The sequence below is a fragment of the Qipengyuania vesicularis genome (assembly GCF_019711415.1).
Lineage (GTDB): Bacteria > Pseudomonadota > Alphaproteobacteria > Sphingomonadales > Sphingomonadaceae > Qipengyuania > Qipengyuania vesicularis.
Genome location: NZ_JAIGNJ010000003.1, coordinates 337,065 through 361,781, shown reverse-complemented (window position 1 = coordinate 361,781; position 24,717 = coordinate 337,065). Strand labels below are relative to the sequence as shown.

At 63.7% G+C, this 24,717-nt stretch carries 21 protein-coding genes and 1 tRNA gene; 12 read left to right on the top strand and 10 right to left on the bottom strand.

What is annotated here, in order from left to right; all coding sequences use genetic code 11:
* Window positions 1–100 precede the first annotated feature (100 nt).
* From K3146_RS10585 to K3146_RS10575, 3 genes are all read left to right on the top strand, one after another.
* A complete protein-coding gene (locus K3146_RS10585) occupies window positions 101–832 on the top strand; it encodes a hypothetical protein (protein WP_221546250.1) in 732 nt (243 codons plus the stop codon).
* Between the two features lie 18 nt (window positions 833–850).
* Window positions 851–1,177, top strand: coding sequence for a TraR/DksA family transcriptional regulator (locus K3146_RS10580; protein ID WP_221546249.1), 327 nt, complete (start codon window positions 851–853; stop codon window positions 1,175–1,177).
* 76 nt (window positions 1,178–1,253) lie between these two features.
* Window positions 1,254–2,747 (top strand): serine hydrolase domain-containing protein, encoded by a 1,494-nt coding sequence (locus K3146_RS10575; protein ID WP_221546248.1) that lies wholly within the window; start codon window positions 1,254–1,256, stop codon window positions 2,745–2,747.
* Window positions 2,748–2,757: 10 nt separating this feature from the next.
* Here K3146_RS10575 and K3146_RS10570 read toward each other — a convergent pair whose 3' ends face one another.
* From K3146_RS10570 to K3146_RS10560, 3 genes are all read right to left on the bottom strand, one after another.
* Window positions 2,758–4,194: a glutamate synthase subunit beta gene (locus K3146_RS10570; protein WP_221546247.1), complete on the bottom strand. Its 1,437-nt coding sequence runs from the start codon at window positions 4,192–4,194 to the stop codon at window positions 2,758–2,760.
* Between the two features lie 11 nt (window positions 4,195–4,205).
* A complete protein-coding gene (gene gltB, locus K3146_RS10565) occupies window positions 4,206–8,867 on the bottom strand; it encodes a glutamate synthase large subunit (RefSeq protein WP_221546246.1) in 4,662 nt (1,553 codons plus the stop codon).
* Window positions 8,868–9,113: 246 nt separating this feature from the next.
* Entirely contained in the window at window positions 9,114–10,244 is a 1,131-nt protein-coding gene (locus tag K3146_RS10560; protein ID WP_221546245.1) for a hypothetical protein, read from the bottom strand.
* 240 nt (window positions 10,245–10,484) lie between these two features.
* On the opposite strand from K3146_RS10560, the gene K3146_RS10555 reads away from it, so the two are divergent.
* From K3146_RS10555 to K3146_RS10540, 4 genes are read left to right on the top strand one after another with little or no spacing between them, the layout of a single operon-like run.
* Window positions 10,485–10,934, top strand: coding sequence for a MaoC family dehydratase (locus K3146_RS10555; protein WP_221546244.1), 450 nt, complete (start codon window positions 10,485–10,487; stop codon window positions 10,932–10,934).
* A gap of 56 nt (window positions 10,935–10,990) precedes the next feature.
* On the top strand, window positions 10,991–12,169 hold the full coding sequence (locus K3146_RS10550; protein WP_221546243.1) for an acetyl-CoA C-acyltransferase: 1,179 nt from the start codon (window positions 10,991–10,993) through the stop codon (window positions 12,167–12,169).
* A 17-nt stretch (window positions 12,170–12,186) separates the two neighbouring features.
* Complete coding sequence (locus K3146_RS10545; RefSeq protein WP_221546242.1) at window positions 12,187–13,140, top strand: DUF5996 family protein; 954 nt, start codon at window positions 12,187–12,189, stop codon at window positions 13,138–13,140.
* 36 nt (window positions 13,141–13,176) lie between these two features.
* Window positions 13,177–13,788: a DUF4126 domain-containing protein gene (locus tag K3146_RS10540; RefSeq protein ID WP_221546241.1), complete on the top strand. Its 612-nt coding sequence runs from the start codon at window positions 13,177–13,179 to the stop codon at window positions 13,786–13,788.
* On the opposite strand, the gene metW is transcribed toward K3146_RS10540, so the two are convergent.
* Both metW and metX read right to left on the bottom strand, forming a co-directional pair.
* The gene (gene metW, locus K3146_RS10535; protein WP_221546240.1) at window positions 13,778–14,389 is read right to left on the bottom strand and encodes a methionine biosynthesis protein MetW; all 612 of its coding nucleotides are present in this window, start codon (window positions 14,387–14,389) and stop codon (window positions 13,778–13,780) included. The genes K3146_RS10540 and metW overlap by 11 nt on opposite strands.
* A complete protein-coding gene (metX, locus tag K3146_RS10530) occupies window positions 14,389–15,480 on the bottom strand; it encodes a homoserine O-acetyltransferase MetX (protein WP_221546239.1) in 1,092 nt (363 codons plus the stop codon). The genes metW and metX overlap by 1 nt, the downstream gene beginning before the upstream one ends.
* Window positions 15,481–15,610: 130 nt before the next feature.
* Here metX and hisC point away from each other — a divergent pair, with 130 nt between their 5' ends.
* Window positions 15,611–16,714 carry a histidinol-phosphate transaminase gene (hisC, locus tag K3146_RS10525; RefSeq protein ID WP_221546238.1) on the top strand — a complete coding sequence of 368 codons (1,104 nt, stop codon included), beginning with the start codon at window positions 15,611–15,613 and terminating at the stop codon, window positions 16,712–16,714.
* Window positions 16,711–17,616: a prephenate/arogenate dehydrogenase family protein gene (locus K3146_RS10520; RefSeq protein WP_221546237.1), complete on the top strand. Its 906-nt coding sequence runs from the start codon at window positions 16,711–16,713 to the stop codon at window positions 17,614–17,616. The genes hisC and K3146_RS10520 overlap by 4 nt, the downstream gene beginning before the upstream one ends.
* 2 nt (window positions 17,617–17,618) lie before the next feature.
* Here K3146_RS10520 and K3146_RS10515 read toward each other — a convergent pair whose 3' ends face one another.
* Genes K3146_RS10515 through ftsE form a run of 4 tightly spaced genes read right to left on the bottom strand, consistent with a single transcriptional unit; the run spans window position 17,619 to window position 20,542 of the window.
* Window positions 17,619–18,299 (bottom strand): lysophospholipid acyltransferase family protein, encoded by a 681-nt coding sequence (locus K3146_RS10515; RefSeq protein WP_221546236.1) that lies wholly within the window; start codon window positions 18,297–18,299, stop codon window positions 17,619–17,621.
* The gene (locus K3146_RS10510; RefSeq protein ID WP_221546235.1) at window positions 18,283–18,882 is read right to left on the bottom strand and encodes a YdcF family protein; all 600 of its coding nucleotides are present in this window, start codon (window positions 18,880–18,882) and stop codon (window positions 18,283–18,285) included. Before K3146_RS10510 ends, K3146_RS10515 begins: the two co-directional genes overlap by 17 nt.
* Window positions 18,879–19,811, bottom strand: a complete 933-nt coding sequence (locus K3146_RS10505) for a cell division protein FtsX (RefSeq protein ID WP_221546234.1) — start codon at window positions 19,809–19,811, stop codon at window positions 18,879–18,881. Before K3146_RS10505 ends, K3146_RS10510 begins: the two co-directional genes overlap by 4 nt.
* Complete coding sequence (ftsE, locus tag K3146_RS10500; protein WP_221546233.1) at window positions 19,808–20,542, bottom strand: cell division ATP-binding protein FtsE; 735 nt, start codon at window positions 20,540–20,542, stop codon at window positions 19,808–19,810. The genes K3146_RS10505 and ftsE overlap by 4 nt, the downstream gene beginning before the upstream one ends.
* A gap of 119 nt (window positions 20,543–20,661) precedes the next feature.
* On the opposite strand from ftsE, the gene K3146_RS10495 reads away from it, so the two are divergent.
* The 3 genes from K3146_RS10495 to K3146_RS10485 all read left to right on the top strand — a co-directional run bounded on the left by K3146_RS10495 (window position 20,662) and on the right by K3146_RS10485 (window position 23,269).
* Entirely contained in the window at window positions 20,662–21,621 is a 960-nt protein-coding gene (locus K3146_RS10495; RefSeq protein WP_247711197.1) for a zinc-ribbon domain-containing protein, read from the top strand.
* Between the two features lie 117 nt (window positions 21,622–21,738).
* A tRNA-Leu gene (locus tag K3146_RS10490) sits at window positions 21,739–21,825 on the top strand.
* A 103-nt stretch (window positions 21,826–21,928) separates the two neighbouring features.
* Window positions 21,929–23,269 carry a bacteriophage N4 adsorption protein A gene (locus K3146_RS10485; protein WP_221546232.1) on the top strand — a complete coding sequence of 447 codons (1,341 nt, stop codon included), beginning with the start codon at window positions 21,929–21,931 and terminating at the stop codon, window positions 23,267–23,269.
* A gap of 3 nt (window positions 23,270–23,272) precedes the next feature.
* On the opposite strand, the gene K3146_RS10480 is transcribed toward K3146_RS10485, so the two are convergent.
* Entirely contained in the window at window positions 23,273–24,634 is a 1,362-nt protein-coding gene (locus K3146_RS10480; protein WP_221546231.1) for a patatin-like phospholipase family protein, read from the bottom strand.
* Window positions 24,635–24,717: the final 83 nt, after the last annotated feature.

Sequence of the window (24,717 nt, the reverse complement as noted above, 5' to 3'; positions counted from 1 at the left end):
CGCTCCTTTTCCCGCGGGTTCTGGACATTCTGGCGCACAAGTCTGAAGGTTCGGTTCGCATGAGGGGAAATGAGATGCGCGTTTCGACAGCAGGCATGGCATGAGGCGTCGCCTGGCCGCGATGTTCGCCGCGTGCCTCATCCTTGCAGGAGGACTCTATCTCCTGCGCGGCGTGCCCGAAGACGACATCCCCTATCCCGAGTTCGGGCAGGCCAGCACGCCGGGCGGCTATAGCGGCAGGCCCATCCCCTATAACGAGGTCCTGCTCGCCTATCGTTCCTGGTTCGATGTCAAGGTGATCGTCTACAACGATCTCAATGATGTCCTGACCGACGAGGAATTCGACGCGCTCGATCTGGATGCGATCAAGGAGGAGACCGGGGCGAGCTTCGTCATTCCCAACGGGCGCCGCTACTGGGTGCTCGATAGGATCGAGAGCACACGCGTCGTGCCCAAGCGAAAGTTGGGTGGTCACGAATTCCTGATTCCCGCTTTCGTCAGCCTGTCGGTCTGGGACTTGCTCAACCGCGAGCCCTATCGCCCGACCACTGTCGATCGCGATACGGTCTATACCTATCTCGCAGGGTCGAAGGTCTATCGACTGATCAATCCGGAAGGGAAGGTCTATACCATGCAGTCGGCAACGAGGGCCGTCGATCCCGATCAGACGATCGAAAGACTGGACGATCTCGGGAGCAGGCTCGCCCTTCCCGAGGGTTGGAGATTCCGGGTCGATATTCTCGACGAGGATCTCATCCTCGCGTCGGGAGGGCAGACCGAAGTCCTTCAGGACTACTTCCAGAACACCTACCAGCGCAATGTCGAGGAATAGACCGGAGGTGCGGTTGGGATGACGGAGGACGAAGCCCGTGATCGCCTGCTGGCCCGCCGCGCGGCGCTCGATGCCGGAGACGCGGCCAATGCGGATGCGCGCGAGGTGGTAGAGTTGCAACAGGACAGCGTAGGCCGCCTCAGCCGGATGGATGCGCTTCAGCAGCAGGCGATGGCGCAGGCTACCGCGCGGCGACGCGTGGCCGAACGCGCACGGATCGAAGCGGCGCTGGCACGGGTCGACGAGGGCGAATGGGGCTGGTGCACCGCCTGCGGGAATGAGATCGCCGAGAAACGGCTGGCGCATGACCCAAGCGTGGCAAAGTGTGTGGAGTGTGCGGGGTAACAAGCGCTGCGATACCACCAGTTTTGCGATTTCCGCGCCCCGTGCCATGAAGTGTCACAAAACAGGGAGGACGGTTATGCGGGCTTTGTTCAAGACAAGTGCGGCTCTGGCGGCGATCGCGATGGCGGTTCCGGCGATTTCGGGCGGAGATGACCACGCAAATAGCGAAGCGCCTTCTGCGGAGGAACAGGCCAAGCAGGCCGCTGCGATGGGCGAGGCCATGCGCGCGGCCGAATTGTGGATCGAGGGCCAGCGCCAGTTCCGCAAGATCCCGGGCCTTTCGGTTGCGGTGGCACAGGGGGACCGGACGGTCTGGGCTAAGGGCTTCGGCCATAGCGACCGCGCCATGAGCCGCGCGGCAACGCCCGATACGCTCTATTCGATCTGCTCGATCTCCAAGCTGTTCACCTCTGTCGCGCTCATGCAGCAGTGGGAAGCCGACAAGGTGCGGCTGGACGCTCCGGTGACCGATTACCTGCCCTGGGCTCAGCTGCAGCCCGACGATCGCGAAAGCGTGCCCGTGACCTTGCGCGGCCTGCTGACCCATTCTGCCGGGCTCCCGCGCGAATCCGATCATCCCTATTGGACCGGTCCCGATTTCCCTTTCCCCACTCAGGCGCAAATCCGCGAACGGATCAGCGGGCAATCCCCGCTCTATCCCGCGTCGACGACCTTTCAGTATTCGAACCTCGGCCTCACGCTGGTGGGGGAAACGGTGGAAGCGGTCAGCGGACAGCCGTTCGGCGACTATGTGACTGCCGAAATCCTCGAACCCCTCGGCCTCGATGACACCAGGCCGGGCATGCCGCGCGATCTTTACGACGGCCAGCTCGCCGTCGGCTGGGGCGCGCTGAAGCCCGATGGTACGCGGCCCGCGGTCAAGCTGTTCGACCCGGCCGGGATCACGCCGGCAGCCGGCTTCAGCTCGAGCGTGAATGACCTTGCGCGCTTTGCCAGCTGGATGTTCCGCCTTGCCAAATCAGGCGAGGAAGAGGTGCTGCGCGCTTCGACCCTGCGCGAGATGCAGCGCGTGCATTATATCACGCCCGATTGGGAGACCACCTGGGGCCTCGGCTTTGCGGTCCGCAACCAGGACGGCATGACCACGGTCGGCCATGGCGGAAGTTGCCCTGGCTATCGCAGCAGCCTTATGACCGTGCCCGAGCAGGAGGTTGGCATCGCGGTGGCGATGAACGCGATGGATAACCCTTCGGACTTCGCCATGGGCATTGGCGGGCTGATGAAGTCGCGCATGGATGCGAAGGACTTCGATGCACCCGAGGGCGAGGATATGTCGCTCGCTGATTACACCGGCTTCTATGACAGTCAGCCGTGGAGTACGGGGTTTTACCTCGTGCCATGGGCCGGCGGGCTGACATGGCTTTCGCCCAACGCCGATGAACCGGGCGCGCGCATGTGGCGTGCAAAACCGCTCGGCGGGGATCGCTTCCAGATCATTACCGACAAGGGCCAGGAACGCGAAATCGTGACTTTCGAGCGCAATGCTTCAGGCGAAGTGGTCGCATTGGTGCGGCACGGCAACCGCAGCCCGCGGGTTAGGGGATTGTGATCGCAGCAGACTAACGCGGCAGTTCGCTAACCCCCATCAACGCCTCGTCCACCGCGCGTGCGCATTGGCGGCCTTCGCGGATGGCCCAGACGACCAGGCTCTGGCCGCGGCGCATATCGCCGCAGGCGAAGACGTTGGGTTCGCTGGTGAGGTACCATTGCGTGTCGGCGGCGACATTGCCGCGTGCGTCCAATTCCACGCCAGCGCGGTCCAATAGGCCGCGGCGCTTGGGGCCGGTGAAGCCCATGGCGAGGAGGATGAGGTCGGCCTTCAGAGTGAATTCGCTGCCTTCCACTTCCTTGATCTTGCCATCGACCCATTCGATCCGCACGCATTCGAGCCCGGCGACATCGCCGTTCTCTTCGACCACGCGCTTGGTCAGCACGGCCCAGTCGCGGTCGACGCCTTCCTCGTGGCTCGACGAGGTGCGCAGTTTCACCGGCCAATCGGGCCAGGTCAGTGCCTTGTCCTCGTGTTCGGGCGGCTTGGGCATGATTTCGAGCTGGGTCACGCTGGCCGCGCCCTGGCGGTTGCTCGTGCCTACGCAGTCGCTGCCGGTGTCGCCGCCACCGATGACGATCACATGCTTGCCGGTCGCGGTGAGCGAGCCGCGCGGAGCAGCGCGCACTTCGTCGTCACCTGCATTGCGCTTGTTCTGCTGGGTGAGGAATTCCATCGCCAGCCGCACGCCGGCAAGCTCGGAACCGGGAATGTCGAGCATGCGCGCTTCTTCCGCGCCTCCGGCGAGGACCACCGCGTCGAAATTCTCCTTGAGCGCGTCGAAGCTCACTTCGACGCCGACTTCGCTCGAAGTGCGAAACTGCACACCCTCGGCCTCCATCTGCACCGCGCGGCGGTTGATGAGGTGCTTCTCCATCTTGAAGTCGGGAATGCCGTAACGAAGCAATCCGCCGATCCGGTCCGACTTCTCGAACACGGTCACCGCATGGCCTGCGCGGGCGAGCTGCTGCGCTGCAGCAAGGCCAGCGGGGCCGCTGCCGATGACTGCGACCGATTTGCCGGTCGGTTTGGCTGCAGGCTCGGGCTTGACCCAGCCTTCCTTGAAGCCCTTGTCGATGATCGCGCATTCAATGCTTTTGATCGTCACTGGCGCATCGACGATGTTGAGCGTGCATGCCGCCTCGCACGGTGCGGGGCAGACGCGACCGGTGAACTCGGGGAAGTTGTTCGTCGAGTGCAGGACCTCGAGCGCGTTCTTCCAATCGTCTTCATAGACGAGGTGGTTCCAGTCCGGGATAATGTTGTTCACCGGACAGCCGTTGTGACAGTAAGGAATGCCGCAGTTCATGCACCGCGCCGCCTGCTTGCGCAGCGCCTCGGGGTCGTGCGGGACCACGAATTCCTTGTAGTTCTTCAGCCGCTCTTTCGGATCGGTGTAGGTGCGATCCTCGCGCTCGTATTCGAGAAAGCCGGTTTCCTTGCCCATATCCTAGACCCTTATTCCGCCGCTTCCATGGCCGCTTCCTCGCGCTCGTCTTCGAGCGTCTTGAGAGCGCGCGCGTAATCACGCGGCATCACCTTGCGGAAGTTTTTCAGTTCATTCGCCCAGTCATCGAGCAGCGCCTTGGCGCGTGCCGATCCGGTGTGGAGGTGGTGGCGTTCGACCAGCACCTTCAGCCGCTCGGCATCGTGGTAAAGCGGATCGCCCATGCCCGGATTGTCGACATTGACGGCGCGTTGCTGCGGCTTGCCCCAGCTCTTCTCCGCGCCTTCGCCATCGCCCGGCTTCAGGTCCAGAACATTGACCTGCGCGTGATTGACGAGCTTCTCGAACTCGCCCTCGGGGTCGTAGACATAGGCGATGCCGCCGCTCATGCCGGCCGCCACATTGCGCCCGGTCTTGCCGAGGATGCAGACTACGCCGCCGGTCATGTACTCGAGCGCGTGGTCTCCCGTGCCCTCGACCACGGCAACCGCTCCAGAATTGCGGACGGCAAAACGCTCGCCAGCAACGCCGGCGAAATAGGCTTCGCCCGCAATCGCGCCATAGAGCACCGTGTTGCCGACAATGATGTTGTCGGTCGGTTCGCGGCCGATGTTTTCCGGCGGACGAACTGCGATGCGCCCGCCCGAAAGACCCTTGCCGACATAGTCGTTGGCATCGCCGGTCAGGCTCATCGTCACACCATGCGCCAGCCATGCACCGAAGCTTTGTCCGGCTACGCCCGTCAGGTCGATGCGGATCGTGTCCCGCGGCAGGCCGGCATGACCATGCGCCTCGGCGATCCTGCCGGAAAGCATGGTGCCTACGGTGCGGTTCACATTGCGGATGGTGCGCGAAACCTGGACGGCCTGCCCGCTTTCGATGGCCGGCTTGCAGGCCTCGATCAGCTCGACATCCATCGCCGCAGCGAGCCCGTGATCCTGCGTCTCCGTATGGTAGAGCGCCTTGCCCTCATCGAGCGGGACCTCGTGCAGGATGCGCGCCAGGTCCACGCCATGCGCCTTCCAGTGGCGAGTGACGCGGCGCATGTCGATCTTGTCGACGCGGCCGACCATCTCCTCGACGGTGCGGAAGCCCATCTCGGCCATGATCTGGCGCAATTCCTCGGCCACGAAGAAGAAGTAGTTGATGACGTGTTCGGGCATACCGGTGAACCGCTTGCGCAGCACCGGGTCCTGTGTCGCCACGCCAACCGGGCAAGTGTTGAGGTGGCACTTCCTCATCATGATGCAGCCCGCCGCAATCAGCGGGGCAGTGGCAAAGCCGAACTCGTCCGCACCCAGCAGCGCGCCGATAGCGACATCGCGTCCGGTACGTAGTCCGCCGTCGACCTGGACCGCGATACGGCTGCGCAAATCGTTGAGGAGCAGCGTCTGCTGCGTCTCGGCAAGGCCGATTTCCCACGGGCTCCCGGCATGGGTGAGGCTGGTCAGCGGGCTTGCGCCCGTGCCGCCTTCATATCCCGAGATCGTAAGATGATCGGCCTTTGACTTGGACACGCCTGCGGCCACCGTGCCGACACCGACTTCGGATACCAGCTTCACCGATATCCGCGCCTCGGGCTGGACGTTCTTCAAATCGTGGATCAGCTGCGCGAGATCCTCGATCGAGTAAATGTCGTGGTGCGGCGGCGGCGAGATCAGGCCCACGCCCGGGGTCGAATGGCGCACCTTGCCGATACGCTTGTCGACCTTGTGGCCGGGTAGCTGGCCCCCTTCGCCGGGCTTTGCGCCCTGCGCCATCTTGATCTGGATGTCGTCGGAGTTCACGAGATACTCGGCTGTCACGCCGAAGCGGCCTGAAGCCACCTGCTTGATCCGGCTGCGCATCGAATCGCCATTGTCGAGCGGCTTGAAACGTTCGGGCTCCTCGCCGCCCTCGCCCGTGTTCGAGCGGCCGCCGAGACGGTTCATTGCGATGGCGAGCGTCGAATGCGCCTCGTGGCTGATCGAGCCGAAGCTCATCGCGCCAGTGCTGAAACGCTTCACGATTTCGCTTGCCGGTTCGACTTCGGAAAGCTCGAGCGGGCGTTCTGCCTTCTTCAGCTCCATCAGCCCGCGGATCGTCAGAAGGCGTTCGGACTGCTCGTTGATTGAGGCCGCGAATTCCTCGTAGTTCTTCGGATTATTGCCGCGCACTGCATGCTGCAGGCTGGCAATATTCTGCGGGGTCCAGGCATGGTCCTCGCCGCGGATGCGATATTGGTAGATGCCGCCCACATCGAGCATGCCCTTGTACAAGGGGCTGTCGCCAAAAGCCTGCGCGTGGCGCTTCACCGTTTCGCGTGCGACCTCCTGGAGGCCGATGCCTTCGATGGTGGTCGCGGTGCCCTTAAAATAGGTTTCGATGAAATCGCTCGAAAGGCCGACCGCATCGAAGATCTGCGCGCCGCAATAGGACTGGTAGGTCGAGATGCCCATCTTGGACATGACCTTGAGAATGCCCTTGCCGACGCCCTTCACATAGTTCTGCTGGACTTCCGCAGGATCGAGATCCGGCAGCTTTCGCGCGCGTAGATCTTCCAGTGTTTCGAGAGCGAGGTAGGGGTTGATGCCTTCCGCGCCATAGCCCGCGAGAGCGCAGAAATGATGCACCTCGCGCGCTTCGCCGGTTTCGATGACGAGGCCGGTTTGCATGCGCAGGCCCTGGCGGACAAGCTGGTGGTGGACGGCCGCGGTGGCAAGCAGCGCGGGCATGGCAATCCGCTCCGGCCCCTGATTGCGGTCCGACAGGATGAGGATATTGGCATCGCCGAGGACCGCCTCGGTCGCGGCCCAGCACATTTCCTTGAGCGCCATGGCGAGGCCGTCGGCACCCGTGCCGGCATCCCAGGTGATATCGATTGTGGCGGTACGGAATGCACCATCGAGTGCCACCTCGACCGAACGGATCTTGGCCAGATCCGAGTTGGTAAGGATCGGTTGCTTAACCTCGAGGCGTTTGTGCGTGCCGCCATCGCGCCCCAACAGATTCGGGCGCGGACCGATCATCGAGAGCAGGCTCATGACCAGCTCCTCGCGGATCGGGTCGATCGGCGGGTTGGTTACCTGCGCGAAGTTCTGCTTGAAATAGTCGTAGAGCAGGCGGCTCTTCTCCGAGAGCACGGCGATCGGCGTGTCGGTGCCCATCGAACCGATCGGATCCTCGCCCGTGGCCGCCATGGGCTCGAGGAAGCGCGAGAGATCTTCCTGCGTGTATCCGAAGGCCTGCTGGCGCTTCAGGAGCGCAAGTTCGCTCTGCGGAATCTCTGACAGCTCGGGATCGATATGATCGAGGTCCTCAAGCTTGTACTGCGCCCTTTCCAGCCATGCCTCGTAAGGTTCGGCAGCGGCGAGATCGGCTTTGAGTTCCTCGTCTTCGACGATGCGGCCTTCTTCAAGGTCGATCAGCAGCATCTTACCCGGCTGGAGACGCCACTTGCGGGTGATGTCTTCCTCAGCAAACGGCAGCACACCGCTTTCCGAAGCGAGCACGACGAGGTCGTCCTTGGTCGTGCACCAGCGAGCAGGGCGCAGGCCGTTGCGGTCGAGGCATGCGCCGATCTGACGACCATCGGTGAAGCACACGGCAGCAGGGCCATCCCATGGCTCCATCAGCGCGGCATGGTATTCGTAGAATGCGCGGCGCGCGGGTTCCATCTGCTCGTTCTTCGCCCAGGCTTCCGGCATGAGCATCATCATCGAATGCGCGAGGCTGTAACCGCCGGTCAGCAGCAGCTCGAGTGCATTGTCGAGGCAGGCCGTGTCCGACTGGCCATGCGGGATCAGCGGCCACATCTTGTCGAGGTCGGCGCCCAGCAGCTCGCTTTCCATTGTGCGGCGGCGTGCTTCCATCCAGTTCACATTGCCGCGGACCGTGTTGATCTCGCCATTGTGCGCCATGAAGCGATAGGGGTGGGCGAGCCGCCAGCTGGGGAAGGTATTGGTGCTGAACCGCTGGTGCACGAGACCGAGCGCACTCACACAATCGGGATCGCGCAGATCGTCGTAGAAGCTGCCGACTTGGTTCGCCAGAAGCAGGCCTTTGTAGACCACGGTGCGGCTGGAAAAGCTCGGGATATAGGCGCGGCTGAGGCCCGGGATGCCGTGCTTCTCCTCGAGCGCGGCGAGCGGGTTCAGTGTCTGCTTGCGGATGACGACCAGCTTGCGCTCGAAGGCATCGCGATCGAGGCAGTTCTGGCCGCGGGCGATCACGCACTGGCGGATCACGGGCATGGAGGCGATCACGGCATCGCCCAGCCCATCGAGCGTGGTCGGCACGTCGCGCCAGCCGACGACGCGCTGGCCCTCCTTCTCGGAGAAACGTTCGAGCTGCTTCTCTACGAAGGTGCGGGCTTCATCCTCTTGGGGAAGGAAACACATGGCGATCGCGTAATCGCCTTCGCCAGGCAGTTCGTGGCCTTCGGTCTCGGCCCATTTGCGGATGAGCGGATCGGGCGTCTGGATCAGGATGCCGGCACCATCGCCCAGCAGCGGGTCCGCACCCACTGCGCCGCGATGGTCGAGATTGGCGAGGATCGTGAGCGCCTGTTCGATAATCGCGTGGCTTTTCTCACCCTTGATATGCGCGACCATGCCGACGCCGCAGGCATCGTGTTCGTTGCGCGAATCGTAGAGGCCCTGATTATCAGGTGCGAGAGAAGCGGTACCGTGCATTCGCCGAAGCGTCCTCCAACTGGCCCGTTTCCGTCAGGGCAGCGGGGCAGCCCTCACCGAAGCGGGCGAATTTGTGCAGCGCAACCCAAGCGCGCCTGCAAAATGTCGCGAAGAGCCTCTTTGAAGGCAAGATTGCGGATTGGCAATGGCTCGGCAGTGAAGCAAAATTTCACGCGAGCCAAGAATTCCCGATTGATGCCGCATTGCAGCATAACGAATTCGTATCCGGAGTCGCCGGATGGTGCTCTATTCGCGGCCTCCCGACTGGCCAAGGCGGTCAAGCGCACTCCTCAAGGCGGCGTACGCCTCGGCCTGAGATGGTCTTGCGGAGGATTTCGGCTCAGGCTCGGGTTCGGATTCGGGAAGTTCCTCATTCGCCGCCTTTTGCGGCATGCGACGCCGGGCTTCGCGGCGAAGGAAGGCGATAACGGGATCGTCATCCGAAGCCTCGGGTAGTCCGCTCTCGTCCGCTTCGTCTTCCAGCTCGGCGGTCTCGCGCGCCATCGGCACTGTTCGAGGTGGTGCCTGCTCGGAAGCCTCCTCGCTCGTCGCGACCATCGACTTGTGTGCCTCTAGCGCTCCTTCCAGACGGTCCAGCAAAGCATCGAGGCTCATGTCGCCCAAAGGAACCTCGGGGGTGGCGACATCTTCGGTATCGAGCGTTTGCTCGGGCTCCGACCAATCGGCTCCCGACAAGCGCACCGGTTCCGGCTCATCGGCAGGAGCAGGCTCGTATTCGGCGTCATCCACCTCGACGAACTCGGCCTCTTCGACGACCGGCTCGTTTTCGAGCTCTACCGGGTCATAGTCCTCGACCACCGGGTCCTGCTCACTTGCCGGCACATAGTCCGGTTCCATCTCGGCATAGACTGCATCGAAGTCTTCTTCGGGCGTGACAGGGGGCACATCCTCGATCGAAAATTCGTCTTCGTAGCTGCCGTCCTCGTCGACCGGTGCGCTAATGGCGATGCCTTCTTCACCGATGTCCTCGCGCGCCGAGAACACACGGCGGCGGCGAAACGGTTCTTCTTCTTCCGATTGCCTGCCATCCTCCCACGAGCTCTCGTCATGGAACTCGAAGCCGGGGGCGAAGGCGCGCGGCGCGGCGATCCTGGCAAAGCTCCTTGCGATCAGGAACCCCAGCAGTGCGCCGACAATAGCTGCAATGGAACAGACGAGCAGAACCCCGGCGTTGGATACTGGCGGTGCGAAGAGCGGGGACAGCTGCGCAAGACCCGTTGTTTGCATGATTGTGGCATGCACCGATGGCGGCATGAACCACATCCCGGCTGCCGCAAGCACGCCGAACCATGCCGCAACGGCCGGCCTGAACCAGCTGCGGCCAATGATGCCCGGTGTGTCGAAGCTGTCGCTCATTCGGTTCCTGTCCGTTTCGAACCCGCGGGGAGGTCCGATGCGAAGCGCTAGGCCCCACTTGGTTAACTTCCCAATAATTATGGCCCTTCTCGCGGCGAGTGGCAACTTTCACAATCGGTCCGCCCGCCATGCCGTAACGGCAGTTTTCCGGCGGTTGCGCGGCCCTCTTCCTTGCGCCATGACTCCGCCCGCACACGCGACCGGAGTCGCGTATCCCAGTATCTTCGAGGAGAGCGAGCAATGAGCCCCCAGGACGTAGCAGCCAAGGTAGGCGAACAGGTCGGCACCAGCGAATGGGTCGAGATGACGCAGGAACGGATCAACCAGTTCGCCGATGCCACCGGTGACCACCAGTTCATCCATATCAATGAAGAAGCTGCTAAGATGACGCCGTTCGGCGGCACCATCGCCCACGGCTTCCTGACCCTGTCGATGATCCCCTACCTCACCGCGAACAGCGATGTCCCGCGCGTCGACGGCATCAAGATGGCCGTGAACTACGGCGGCAACAAGACGCGTTTCATCAACCCCGTTCGCTCGGGCAAGAAAATCCGCGGCCGCTGGAAACTGCTCGAAATGATCGAGAAGCGTCCCGGCCAGTGGCAGCAGACCATGGAAATCACCATCGAGATCGAAGGCGAGGACAAGCCCGCGCTGATCTGCGAATGGATGACCATGTACTTCGTCTGATTTCCCCTCTCCTCCCCCGGAGGATCAGACAGTTCTAGCAATTCAAGGAATACCCCATGCGTGACGCAGTCATCGTTTCCACCGCCCGTACCGGTATGGGCAAGGCCTACAAGGGCGCCTTCAATTCGACCCCGGGCGCTACGCTCGGCTCCTATGCGCTGAAGCCCGCGATCGAGCGTGCCGGCATCGATGCCGGCGAAGTCGACGATGTGCTGTGGGGCGCCGCGCTTCAGCAGGGCGCACAGGCCGGCAACCTCGCCCGCCAGGTCGCGCTGCGCGCCGGTTGCCCGATCGGCGTTTCGGGCATGACCATCGATCGCCAGTGCTCCTCGGGCCTGATGACCATCGCCACCGCGGCCAAGCAGGTCATTACCGACCGCATGCAGATCGTCGCTGCTGGCGGCCAGGAATCGATCAGCCTCGTGCAGACTAAGGAAATGCGCGTGATGCCCGATCCGGAACTGATCGCGATGCACGGCGCCATCTATATGCCCATGCTTCAGACCGCCGAAACCGTCGCCCAGCGCTACGGCATCAGCCGCGAAGCGCAGGACGAATACGCGCTCCAGAGCCAGCAGCGCACTGCCGCCGCGCAGGAGGCGGGCCTGTTCGACGACGAGATCGTCTCGGTCAGCACCAAGCATAAGGTGCAGAACAAGGAAACGGGTGAGATCACCGACGAGGACGTGACGATCGCCAAGGACGAAGGCAACCGCCCCTCGACCACGCTCGAAGGCCTCGCCTCGCTCCAGCCCGTCATGGGTCCGGGTACCACGATCACGGCGGGTAACGCCAGCCAGCTTTCTGACGGTTCGGCAGCGGTCGTGGTGATGGAAGCCAAGGAAGCTGAAAAGCGCGGCCTCAACCCGCTCGGCCGTTACATCGGCATGGCGGTTGCCGGTACCGAGCCCGACGAAATGGGGATTGGCCCGATCTTCGCCATCCCCAAGCTGCTCGAACGCTTCGACATGAAGATCGAAGACATCGACCTGTGGGAGCTGAACGAAGCCTTCGCCGTGCAGGTACTCTACTGTCGCGACAAGCTGGGCATCGACAACGACAAGCTCAACGTCAACGGCGGCTCGATCTCGATCGGCCATCCCTACGGCATGACCGGCGCACGCTGCGTCGGTCACATCCTGCGCGAAGGCCAGCGCCGCAAGGCGAAGTACGGCGTCGTCACCATGTGCGTCGGCGGCGGCATGGGCGCAGCGGGCCTGTTCGAGATTTTCTAAGCTGAAAGGAATTTTCGATGACCGAGCGGTGGCCCAAACTCGATTACGAGGCCGACCGCCCGGTCATCGAGAGCCTGCACGCCTATGTCCAGGTGCTGGGCAAACTGCCCACCCGCGCCCTGCCATGGTGCAACCATAGCTGGCACCTTGCCTTGCGTGTCGTGCCCCGCGGCTTCCGCACCTATCCGGTCGAAATGCCTGGCGGCGAGGCGGAAGTCATCTTCGACTGCCTTTCGAGCGCCGTCGCTATAGAGACATCGACCGGCTTTGCCGACGGTTTCGAAGTCACCGGCCAGACGGTCGCGCGATTTCACAAACAGCTTTCAGAGTTACTCTCACACGCCGGAGTAACGACCTCCATCGCGGGTGCGCCCAACGAGGTCGAAGAGGCCATTCCCTTCCGCGAGGACACGGCCGAACGCGCGTGGGACGAGGCCGCACTGACCCGCATTCACCGCGCATTCTCAGACGCCAACCGCGTCTTCGAGCGCTTTCGCTCGGGCTTCGTCGGCAAGTCGAGCCCCAGCCATTTGTTCTGGGGCAGCTTTGACCTCGCCGTCACCCGCTTTTCCGGCCGAGAGGCGCCGCTGCATCCGGGCGGATTTCCCAACCTGCCCGACCGCGTGACGCGCGAAGCCTATAGCCACGAAGTCGCCAGCGCCGGTTTCTGGCTTGGCGGCGGCGGCGTCGATGAAGCGGCCTTCTATGCCTATGGCTATCCCACGCCAGAAGGTTTCGGCGAGGCCGAGGTCGCACCCGATGCCGCCTATTGGCTGGACAGCCTCGGCGAATTCATCCTTCCCTACGCCGCCGTCCGCGAGGCGGAGGACCCGGAGGGCGCTCTCATGCAGTTCCTCGAAAGCACTTATGCCGCGGTTGCCGATCGCGGCGGCTGGGATCGCGAGGCGCTGGAAATCCCGCGCGGTGCCTACGGAGAGCCCTATGACGTGGAGGCGCAGCGGACGGGCTGACTTGCCTAACGCCCTGTATCGGCGCATCTTCGCGCCATGGGTATCATGGAAATCATCGGGATTGCCGGAAGCGTGAGCCTGCTGGCGGGCTGGCGGCTCTATCTCAGCATATTCGCGACGGGCCTCGCGATGCGGCTCGATGCCATTCCGATCCCCGAGCATTTGCAGAGCCTCGACGTGCTGGCGAATCCGTGGGTCATGGGCATCGCTGCCGTGGCCGCTATCGCCGAGTTCTTCGCCGACAAGGTGATGTGGCTCGATAGCGCGTGGGACGCGATCCATACCTTCGTTCGGCCCATCGGTGGGGCGCTGCTGGCACTCGCCATCATCGATCCGGCCGATCCGGCAACGCAGGTCGTGGCCTTCCTGCTCGGTGGCGGCGCGGCGCTTACCGCGCATGCCGGCAAGGCCGGCGCGCGCGGCGTGGTCAATGCCAGCCCTGAGCCGGTGAGCAATATGGCGGTCTCGACTGTCGAGGATGTGGCTACAGTGGGGCTGCTCTACCTTGCCTATGAGTATCCGGTGATCGCGGGCGTGATCGCGCTCGCGCTGCTCGCCTTCGTGATCTGGCTGATCTGGCTGGCCCGGCGGCTCGTGCGCAGTTTCTTCGGGGCCGGCAAGGAGCCGCAGCCGCCTGCTAGCGGCTGAGCTGGAAGACCGCGAATTCGGCGCGCCAGTTGGTTCCTGCCGTCACCGGCAGCCCGCTGCTGAAGAACCATTCCCGCTCGATCTTCGCGCCCTTTTCCTGGGCCAGTTCGCGAAAGTCCTTCACCGTCACGTGGTGGATATTGGGCGTTTCGTACCAGCTCACGGGAATCGCACGCGTCACCGGCATCTTGCCACCGAACATCAGCGCCGCCCGCGTACGCCAGTGGGCAAAATTCGGGAAGCTGACGAAGGCCTGCCTGCCCACCCTCAGCAGCTGGTCTAGCATCTCGTCCGGTCGCGTTGCCGTCTGCAAAGTCTGGCTGAGGACCGTGTAATCGAAGCCCTTGTCGGGATAATCGGCAAGGTCGCGATTGGCATCGCCCTGCACAACCGACAGCCCCTGCGCCACACAGCGCTCGACGCAGGCACCGTCGATTTCCATGCCCCGCGCATCGCATCTGCGGTTTTCCACGAGCACATCCATCAACGCGCCATCACCGCATCCGATATCAAGGACGCGAGACTCGGTCTCGATGCTCTTCGCGATGACCGCGAGGTCCGGCCTAAGGCCGTAATTCGTGGCGGGGGTGTACAAGCGCATTACCCGAGAAACCCCTTCACGACGCGGTCGAGCGCGGGCACGTCGAGCAGGAAGCTGTCGTGGCCATGCGGGGCCGACAGTTCGACGAAGCTTACCGCCGCGCCCGCCGCGTTAAGAGCGCGCACCACATGACGGCTCTCCGATGTGGGATATAGCCAGTCGCTGTCGAAGCTGACAAGGCAGAAGCGGGCCTCGGTCCCCGCGAAGGCATCGGCCAGCTTGCCACCATGCTCTTCGGCCAGGTCGAAATAATCCATCGCCCGGGTGATATAGAGATAGCTGTTGGCATCGAAACGCTGCGTGAAGCCGCTGCCCTGGTAGCGCAGGTAGCTTTCGACCTGGAAATCGGCATCGAAGCCGAAGCTCTTCGCGTCACGGTCCTGCAAGTTGCGGCCGAATTTCTCGGTCAACGCCTCTTCGGACAGATAGGTGATATGCGCCGCCATGCGCGCCACCGCGAGGCCGTTATCCGGCTGCAGCTCGGTGGCGTAATAGTTGCCCTGGGCCCAATTCGGATCGGCCATCACCGCCTGCCGCCCAAGCTCGTGGAAGGCGATATTCTGCGCCGAATGGCGGCTGGTCGAGGCAATCACGAGCACGCGGGCAGCGCGCTCAGGCCAGTTGGCGGCAAGGCTCAGCGCCTGCATCCCGCCCATCGACCCGCCGACGACGGCGTGGACCTTCTCGATCCCCAGTTCGTCCAGGAGTGCGACCTGCGCACGGACCATGTCGCGGATCGTGATCACCGGGAAGCGCATCGCATAGGGCGTGCCGTCGGGCGCTTCGCTGGCCGGGCCGGACGAGCCCATGCAGCTGCCGATTACATTCGCGCAGATGACGTGGAAGCGGTCGGTGTCTATCGGCTTTCCGGGGCCGACCATGCGTTCCCACCATCCAGGCTTGCCCGTCACCGGGTGGGTGGAGGCGACATATTGGTCACCGGTCAGCGCGTGGCACAACAGGATGGCGTTGGAGCGGTTGTCGTTGAGCTCGCCATAGGTTTCGTAGGCCAGTCGCGCCTGCGCAAGCTCACCCCCGCCATCGAGGGCGAGCGGGTTGGGCAATTCGATTGTCCGGGAGGTCGCGCTCAAACCAATCTTTGTCCAAAAGAAAAAACAGTGCTTCGACAGGCTCAGCACGAACGGGTTTAGGAGTGTGCTCTCTATCCGTTCGCCCTGAGCTTGTCGAAGGGCCGTATTTCTTTCATGCGACGAAGCGCAGATGTCAAAGCAAGCTCCCCAGATGAAACCCTGGATCGAAAAGATCCACGCCTATGTCCCCGGCAAGAGCAAGGGGGCAGACGGGCGCGAGCTGGTCAAGCTCTCTGCGAACGAGAACCCTCTCGGCTGCAGCGAGGCCGCGCTGGCTGCCCTGGCCGAGCCTGCAGGACCCGCGCGCTATCCCGATCCCGACGCCAACGCCCTTCGCGCCAAGATAGGCGAAGTTCACGGGATCGATCCTGCGCGGATCGTCTGCGGCACGGGCTCCGACGAGTTGCTCAACCTGGCGGCGCAAGGCTTCGCCGGACCGGGCGACGAGGTGCTCTACGCGCGCTTCTCTTTCGTGGTCTACGAGATTGCAGCGCGGCGCTGCGGGGCGACGCCCGTCGAGGCCCCCGATGTCGATTATGCCACCGACGTTGACCAGTTGCTCGGCGCGGTGACGGACAACACCCGCGTCGTCTTCCTCGCCAATCCCAACAATCCGACAGGCACCTTCCTTCCTCGCGCGGAGATTGAGCGGCTGCACGCCGGATTGCCGTCGGATGTCCTCTTGGTCGTCGACCAGGCCTATGGCGAATATCTCGAAGCGGGCGAGGATGATGGAGCGTTGGCGCTGGCCGAGGCGCACGACAATGTCCTCGTCACGCGGACCTTTTCCAAGATCTACGGGCTTGCGGGCGAGCGGATCGGCTGGGCGACCGGTGCGCCGCATCTCGTCGATGCGCTCAACCGCATTCGCGGGCCCTTTAACGTTACGAATTCAGGCCAGAGAGCGGCGATTGCCGGCCTCGGCGACCAGGATTTCGTTGCCAAGTCACGAGAGGCCAACAACCGCGAGCTTGCGCGCTTTTCCGAAACCATTGCGGGCATGGGCAACCACGGCTTGCGCGCCGTTCCGAGCAAGGCGAATTTCCTGCTGGTCCTGTTCGAGGGAAAGCTTACGGCCGAGGCGGCGTTGGGCGCGCTGGCTGACGGGGGCTATGCCGTGCGCCACCTGCCCGGTCAGGGACTGCCGCATGGCCTGCGGATAACGATCGGCACGGCAGAGCAGATGGACGACATCGCAGCCATTCTAAGACAAGCGGCAGAGCGCGCCGGATGACCATTTCGCATGTCGCGATCATCGGGCTGGGCCTGATAGGCGGCTCCGTGGGCCTCGGGGTGCAAGAGACACTGCCTCACGTCGCTACCAGCGGCTGGGATCACGATCCCGAGACGCGCGAGCGGGCAGCCGGACGCGGCCTCGTGGGGCGTGTATACGAGACTGCCGGGGAGGCGGTTGCCGAAGCAGATCTGGTGATCCTCTGCGTACCCGTGGGTGCGATGGAAGAGGCGGGCCATGCCATCGCCTCGAGCCTGCCCGAGGGTGCGATAGTAAGCGATGTCGGCTCCTCGAAGGCGCATGTCGCACGGGCTTTGGCCAAGGCGCTGCCCGGCGCGCAGGTCATTCCGGCGCATCCCGTGGCCGGGACCGAGAAGAGCGGACCCGATGCGGGCTTCGCCGAACTGTTCCGCCATCGCTGGTGTATCCTGACGCCTGCCGAAGACGCCGACCGCGAGGCGGTTTCACGCCTTTCCGCCTTCTGGGAAGCGCTCGGCGCAAAGGTCGAGGTAATGGATGCCGCGCATCACGACCTCGTCCTCGCCGTGACCAGCCATCTGCCGCACCTGATTGCCTACACCATCGTCGGCACAGCGTCGGACCTTGAGGATGTGACCCGCAGCGAAGTCATCAAATATTCCGCCGGCGGTTTTCGCGATTTCACCCGTATTGCCGCCTCCGATCCGACCATGTGGCGCGATGTCTTCCTGACCAATCGCGAGGCAGTGCTCGAGGTGCTGGGGCGGTTTACCGAGGACCTCACGGCACTCCAGCGCGCGATCCGTACGGGCGATGGCGATAAGCTGTTCGATCTCTTCACGCGTACCCGCGCCATTCGCCGCGAGGTGATCGAAGAAGGACAGGACGACAATCGCCCTGACTTCGGGCGGAAGGATCACTAGCGCTACGAATTGAGCGCGTTGATTTCGTCGACTACGCGCTGCTCGACCTCGGCACGCGGCAGGCCAGGCGGGATCGGTTCCCCGAACCGGTAGGTGATCGTGCCGGGCCGCTTGAGCCAGTGATGGTAGACCGGCCCGCTGCGCACGGCGACGGGCACGACCGGCAGGCCAAGCATCTTGTAGAGGCCTGCAAAGCCGGCCTGCAGCGGCCGTCGTTCCCCGTGCGGCACGCGCGTTCCTTCGGGGAAGATGACCAGAGGGCGACCATCCGCCACCATCCTCTTCGCGCTTCGGATCATCGCCATGAGCATCCTGGCGCCTTGGTCACGCGCAACCGGGATCAGCCCGTAAGCAAGCGCCGCGTGGCCCCAGCCGGGTATCGCGAAAAGCTCCTTCTTCGCGAAGACCGAGGGCGCGCCGAGCAGCGCCGGGGCATCGATCGCCTCGAAGAAACTCTCGTGTTTTATGGCGTAGAGAACCGGTTCTTCCTGTGGCTTACCCTCGATGACCAGGTCTGCGCCGATAAAATGTTTCAGGCACCAGCGCTGCCACCGGCCCCAATCGCGAACCCGTCTGCGGAAAGCTGCGAGCGAGAAGGGCGCGCTGGCGAGCGACGCCGCCGTGATCAGGAAGGAGCCGAGATAGAAAAGCGGATAGAACAGGAGGTTACGAAGCAGGAGCATCCATCTGGTCCGGCATTTCTTCGGCTGACGCCTCAGCCTCTCCATCGGCCTGATTGTCCGGCACGCCCTGCGAGACCTCGGAGGCCAACAACTTGTTATATTCGAGGAACAGCGTTGCAAGGTCGGGATGCGCCCCCACAGCGTCGCGTATCAGGGTCGTGCCTTCCGGCAGCGAGCTCGCCACTTCCGAATAGGCCCGCGCCATGTGCCAGTTTGTGGTGACCAGACGAGCGGAGTCGAATTCCTTCTCCTTCATCCACTGCGCCACTTCGCCGGCATTGCTTCGCGTATCGACCGCGAGGTAGCCCAGCGTGACGCAGCAATTCATCATGCGGCGGGACACCTCGAATTCTTCGGCGAATTCGGCAGGTTTGACCTCCGGGTCGACGCCGGAGACGAACATTTCCCGCGCGAGGCCCTGCTCGACCACTTCGAGCCCGCGCGCGATGCGGCCGGGCCCGCCGGTAAGCACGATCACCGCGTCGGTCGTGGTCTTCGCAGCCGGGCCCGGCAGCGTCATCGCGAAACCGATGAAGCCGAAAGCGTAGACCAGGAAGATGGCGGCAAGCAGGCGCAGGATCACAGCGTTTTCCGCAAGGATGAAAGCACGGTCATGCGGGCGGTGTAGACGGCAATTGCAATCGCGAAAAGTGGGACGAGCAGGATCAGCACCCAATCCACCGCAAGCAGTGACCCTCCCGCAACCATCCCGGACTGAAGGGCGGCAAACTGGCTGCCGAGAAAGCTCATCGCCGCCACGCCAATAACAAGCCCCAGTACGCCACCGACCGCCGCGTCGAGCAGGATGGAGCGCTGGAAGATACGCGCGATCTGGTCATCGCTACCCCCGAGCAGATGGACGATCTCGATCGTGTCGCGATTGCCGCCCAGGGCGTTGCGGGCTGCCAGCCAGACCGCAGCTGCGCCCACGAAAGCGAGCATCGCGATGAGCGCCAATGCGGTGATTTTCAGCGCAGAGAGGGCGGAAAGCACGGGGGCCAGCCAGACCGATTGCGCGTCGATGCGGGCGCGTGGCGCAATTTCGCGCAAGGCATTCTCAATCCGGGCGAGTGCTTCGCCATCGTCGGCCTTGCGCATCTCGACATCGATCAGCGCGGGAATCGGAACGCCTTCGATCTCCTCGCCCGATCCGAGCCACGGTTCGAGAAGCTCGGCAATATCTTCCTGCGGCACTATGCGAAAACCGGCCACTGCGGGATCGCGCCCGAGCACGTCGCCGACTGCCTCCACCTGTTCCTGCCGCAGCTCGGGATCGGGCTCGACCACCTGGACGGTCGCGGTGCCGGCCAGTTCGCCGCGCGCGGTGGAGACCATATTCGACAGCGACAGGGCGCCGCTTGCCGCGACCACGGTCAGAGCGACCATGATCGCGATGACCCAGGGCATCGGCCCGCCAAGGCGCGTCTGCGGCAGGAGCCGGGCAGCGCGGCGACCGCGGAAAGGCGCGAGCCCGCGATCGACGGCGCGTCCGATTGTCGGAGGGCGCTTCACGTATTGCCTCCAGCACCGGATTCGCGCCGCGGCGGATATTTGAGCGCGCCCGTCGGATCGGACAGCATGCCTTTCGACAACCGCATGATCATGCTGTCGGGCACCTTGCGTAGCAGCTGGATGTCGTGCGTTGCCACCACCACCGTCGTGCCGAGACGGTTGAGCGCCTCGAACAGCCGCAGAAGTTTGACCGCCATTTCGGGGTCGACGTTTCCGGTCGGTTCGTCGGCGATGAGAATTTCCGGCCGCCCGATCACGGCCCGGGCAATGGCAACACGCTGCTGCTCGCCGCCCGAAAGCGTTGCTGGGCGAGCCTCGGCGCGATGGGCGAGGCCGACCCATTCGAGCATGTCGGATACGGGTTCGCGCAGATCCGCTTCCCGCACTCCCGAGACGCGCAGTGGCAATGCGATATTGTCGAACGCAGAAAGGTGATCGACGAGGCGGAAATCCTGGAACACCACACCCATCCGGCGGCGATAGGCGGGCAGCTTGTCGCGCGGCAGCGTGATGACGTCGCGACCGAACATGCGGATCGCACCACGCGAAGGGCGCTGGGCGAGGTAGAGCAGCTTGAGCAGCGAGGTCTTGCCCGCACCGCTCGCACCGGTGAGAAAGTAGAAGCGGCTGGAGAACAGCGAGAAGGAGACGTTCGACAGCACTTCGCGCTCGGTTCCATAGCGCAGGCCGACATTGTCGAACTGCACGATCTCCTGTTCGGGCGCGCTCATTTGGCCCGGACCGGGGTGGTTTCGAAGGGAAATGCTGACGCCATCGTACGATTTGCGCCTATAACGGGCCTTCGCTGGGGAAAAAAGTGGTCCCAGCCTTTCGCGCACAGCTACGCCGCTTGTCGAGATTCGTGTGGCTGGGTAAGCCAGCTTTCACCATGATTATCGCCTGTCCGGCCTGCAGCACGCGCTATGTCGTCCCCGACAACGCCATCGGTGTCGATGGGCGGACGGTACGCTGCGCCAAGTGCAAGCACTCGTGGTTCCAGGACGGGGCAAGCGCAGAGGGCGTCGTCGCGAGCGAAGCCGCTGCCTCTCCGCCGCCGCCAGCGCCACCTCCTCCTCCTCCGCCACCACCGCCTCCTCCCGTCGAGCAGGACTACGCTGAGCCGCAGGCAGCCGAAGGATTTGCAGGGGCTCCTGAGGAAAACGCGCCGGAGGCCCCGGCCATCCCCGGACGTCGTCGCTCGATCGTCCCGCCTTCCGCGGATGGGGATGAGACGCCACGCGAGCGGGCACCGGACTTCGACGAGACGCGTCCGCCGTCCTTCGATGAGCAGCCAGTCCCGCAGGCGGAACCCAATTTCGACGGCGAGGTACACGAGGACGACCTCGTATCCAGCTTCGACCATTCCCCGCCGTTCCGGCCTCGTCGCAACTGGCTCAAGATCTGGACCTGGGCTGCGGCGATCTTCGCGCTCCTGGCCGTGGGCGGCATCTTTGCAATCCAGCGTTACGGAACGCCCAATTGGTGGCCGGTCGAAAAGCCGCTCTTTGGCGCCGTGCCGCCTGACCTCTCTCTCGCCTTCCCGCAGGATACGCAGCGCTGGCGCCAGCTCGAAAACGACACCTGGATGTTCACCGCAAGGGTCGAGGTGACGAATAATTCGCGCGAGACGCGGCGGCTTCCCCCGGTGCTTATCGTCATGCTCAACGAGCGCGAGGACCAGGTCTACAGCTGGGTGGTCCAGCCGCCGCAGCCGACGATCGCCCCGGGCGAAACCGTGCCGATCGACGAGGTCCGCACCGATGTGCCGCGCAATGCGGTCTATGCCGATGTGGGCTGGGCCCCGCTCTAATCCGCGTGCCTAAAAAATTGGTGCTTGCCGCGTTCATGGCTCGCTGCTAGGGGCGCGCTCCTACCGGCGGGAGCAGCCGATCTCCTTATCGAGATTCGCTTCCGATGCAGACTGTGTGCGGTCGTGGCGGAACTGGTAGACGCGCAACGTTGAGGTCGTTGTGGCCGCAAGGCCGTGGAAGTTCGAGTCTTCTCGACCGCACCAACAGTCCCCTACCGGAAACTGCATCAAACATCATCGAATCAACCACTTGCGCATCGCGCATGCTTGGGCCACGCTCCTGTGCAAACGGGAGGGGTCGCAATAGATGCGCAAGGTTGCGTGGGGTCTCGCGCTGGCGATGGCCACGAGTACGTCTGTGTGGGCGCGAGAAGTGCAGGACGACGCGTTTGGGGCTTACGAAGATGGTCGCTATGTCGAGGCGGCGCGGGGCGCGGAAGCTGCATTGGCGAGTGATCCCGAGAATCCCAACTGGTGGGCGCTCGCCGCCGAGGCGCGGGCGAGGCTCGGACAGAATCGCGATGCAGCCGACGCGTTTTCCCATGCAGCGAAGTTCGAAACAGATCCGGAAAAGCGAGGCTACTACTTGCGGGCTCAGACGCTGTCCCTCGTCGGTGCAGGCCTGGTCGAAGAGGCGCGAGCGGTGCTTGCGCAGGCGGATGCGGACCCAGGTCTCGATATCGACCACTCGCTCGACTGGGCGATGGTCGCGATTGCCACAGGGGACGATGCAACGGCCCAGCGTATTCTCGATGACAAGAACCTGCACGCTAGCTTCACGCGGCAACCGGCGCTGGACGCGGCCTATAGCGCGAAGCGGCGCGGTATGGATGATCGCGCGACAACCCTGTTCGCAACAGGCCTTGCGCTCGATGAATCCGAGCCGGAGCCCCTCGATGAAGCGCAGCGCGAACATATCCGTCGCGAGGTTCGCGAGTTGCGGCGGCGCTGGGCCATCGCCGGGCAGGCCAGTTACAGCTCCTCGGGGCGACCTGACGGGATCGCGCCACTGGGCGATCAGGAGGTGCTCCAGTCGGGCCTCGAATTCTCGCGCCGGATCGGCGGCTGGCGCAATGGACGGCCGTTCAACCTGTTCGTGCGCGCGTTTCATTCCGAGTTTCTCGGCGACGACGCTATTATCGGGAATGCAATGCAGGGCTGGGTCGGGGCGCGCTACAAGCCCTTCTCGAAGGTCAATCTCAACATCGAGGGTAGCCGGCTGGTCGGTCTCGACGCGCAGGGCCTCGAAGACTGGTCACTGCGCGGCGCATTCTCAGCGAGCGAGGGTGTCGAGCCGGAACTGGGTCGCAGCAACTGGAGCTATCTCCATGTCTATTCCGACGTCTCATATCTGTTCGAGAACGAGGTAACCTACGGGATCGCCGAGGCCCGCTATGGTCGGGCATTCTCCATCGGAGACGGCATGTCGCTGACCCCTTATGCCGTAGCGAGAGCTGACATAGATACGGGCCGGATCGAGGAAGGATCACTCGGCGCGGGTGCTGGCCTGTCGATCCGCTTCCATTTCGATGAGACGGATACGGTTGCCCATCGCGGCTGGGTCGATTTCGATGTCCAGCTGCGCGAGCGGATCGCGGGCGACGTCAGCGCGGGCGGCGTGCTGGCCAGCATATCCCTCAGCCGCTGATTTCTAAAGCTTGCTCATCTCCCACCAGGGACCGCCGTTGCGCTGGACCTTGTGACGGCCAAGATCGCGCAGGCAGGCCATGAAGCCCGGCTTGAACATCTCGTCATCCTTGCTGCAGTCGCCATCCTCGCACTGGCAGTCGAAATCGTCCCAGCCATCGGCGGTCGTCACCCAGATCGTGCCATGCGGATTGAGCAGGCGCAGGTTTGCGATCGCGCCGATCTCGCTTTCATTGACCAGCAAGTCGTAGCCGCGCTTGCCATTGCCGAGCGGACCGTCGCTCGCATCGAGTTGGGGGGCCAGGTCGCGCACGGTCGGGCCGTTGCGCACCACGAAGAAGTCGGGCGCGACCTTGGCCTGCTCATTCCCCGGAGGATTGGCATCGGCGGGATCGCCCGCCTGCTTTTTGATCTCCTCCTGCATCTCTTCCATCGCGCGCTCGAAGAATACCGAGCGCCGTACGCCACCATCATAAAGTGAACGGTCACCCTGCTTGAGCCCGGTGACGCGCAATTGCTGGTGGAAGACCGGCATGGCGGAAGATGCCATGGCCGCGGCGGTCAGCGCCTCCACCGCGGCCTCATTGTCGGGTGCGGTGCGTGCGAGCTCGCGCACGTCGGCATAGTGGAAGTGCCCGCAATTGGCCTCGACGAAGCCGATGTAGCCTTCGATCGAGCTGTTGCGGATGGCATCAAGGATCTGCGCGCTGCCGTTCTCGTAGATCGCGTCGCGGATGCGCCTGCGCAGCGGGGCCGTGCCTGCCTGCGCACCGCGCAGCAGCATCTGGATCATGCCCCGGTTGTCCACCACGTCGCTTTCCCGCTTGGGAGAATAGCCCCATTCGAGCCGCTCCATCGCATAGCGCCGCGTCTGCGGATTGGCGTTCCCGTCGAGCGCCACCATAAGCAGCAGGGTTTGCAGCGATCCGGTGGAGATCCCGGTGATGACCTTGACGTTGGTCATCGCAAGCGCATCGGGACTGGCGTCGTGGAGCGCCCTGAACAGCCCAGCGCCATAGGCCCCCCATTGCCCACCGCCCGAAAGCATCAGGACCTTCTCATTGTCCGATCTCGCGGCCTCGAGCGCGCTCGTCTTGAGGACGGTCTTGCCGCCCGGGGCAGCCGCGCGCTTGACCATGCGGCGCAACTCCCAGGCCATCGGGTCCCGGCGCGGGCCAAAGTGGTCGACCTTCGCATCGCGCTGAATATCGGCGATGAAGCGGCTCGCCGGCGCGACATGGATATGGTCGGAAAAATGCGGAGCATGGATCTTCTGCGGGCCCCAGTTGAGCCGCTTGCGCAGGAACCAGACTATCGCGGCAATGACTATGATCGTGGCCAGCGCGATCAGGATGACTTGCAGCATGGCTTCCCCCCAGAATTCCCATCCGTCGTTTCCGGCCTATAGCATTTGCCGCTTTTCGCCTATTGGAGACCGACGACATTTCC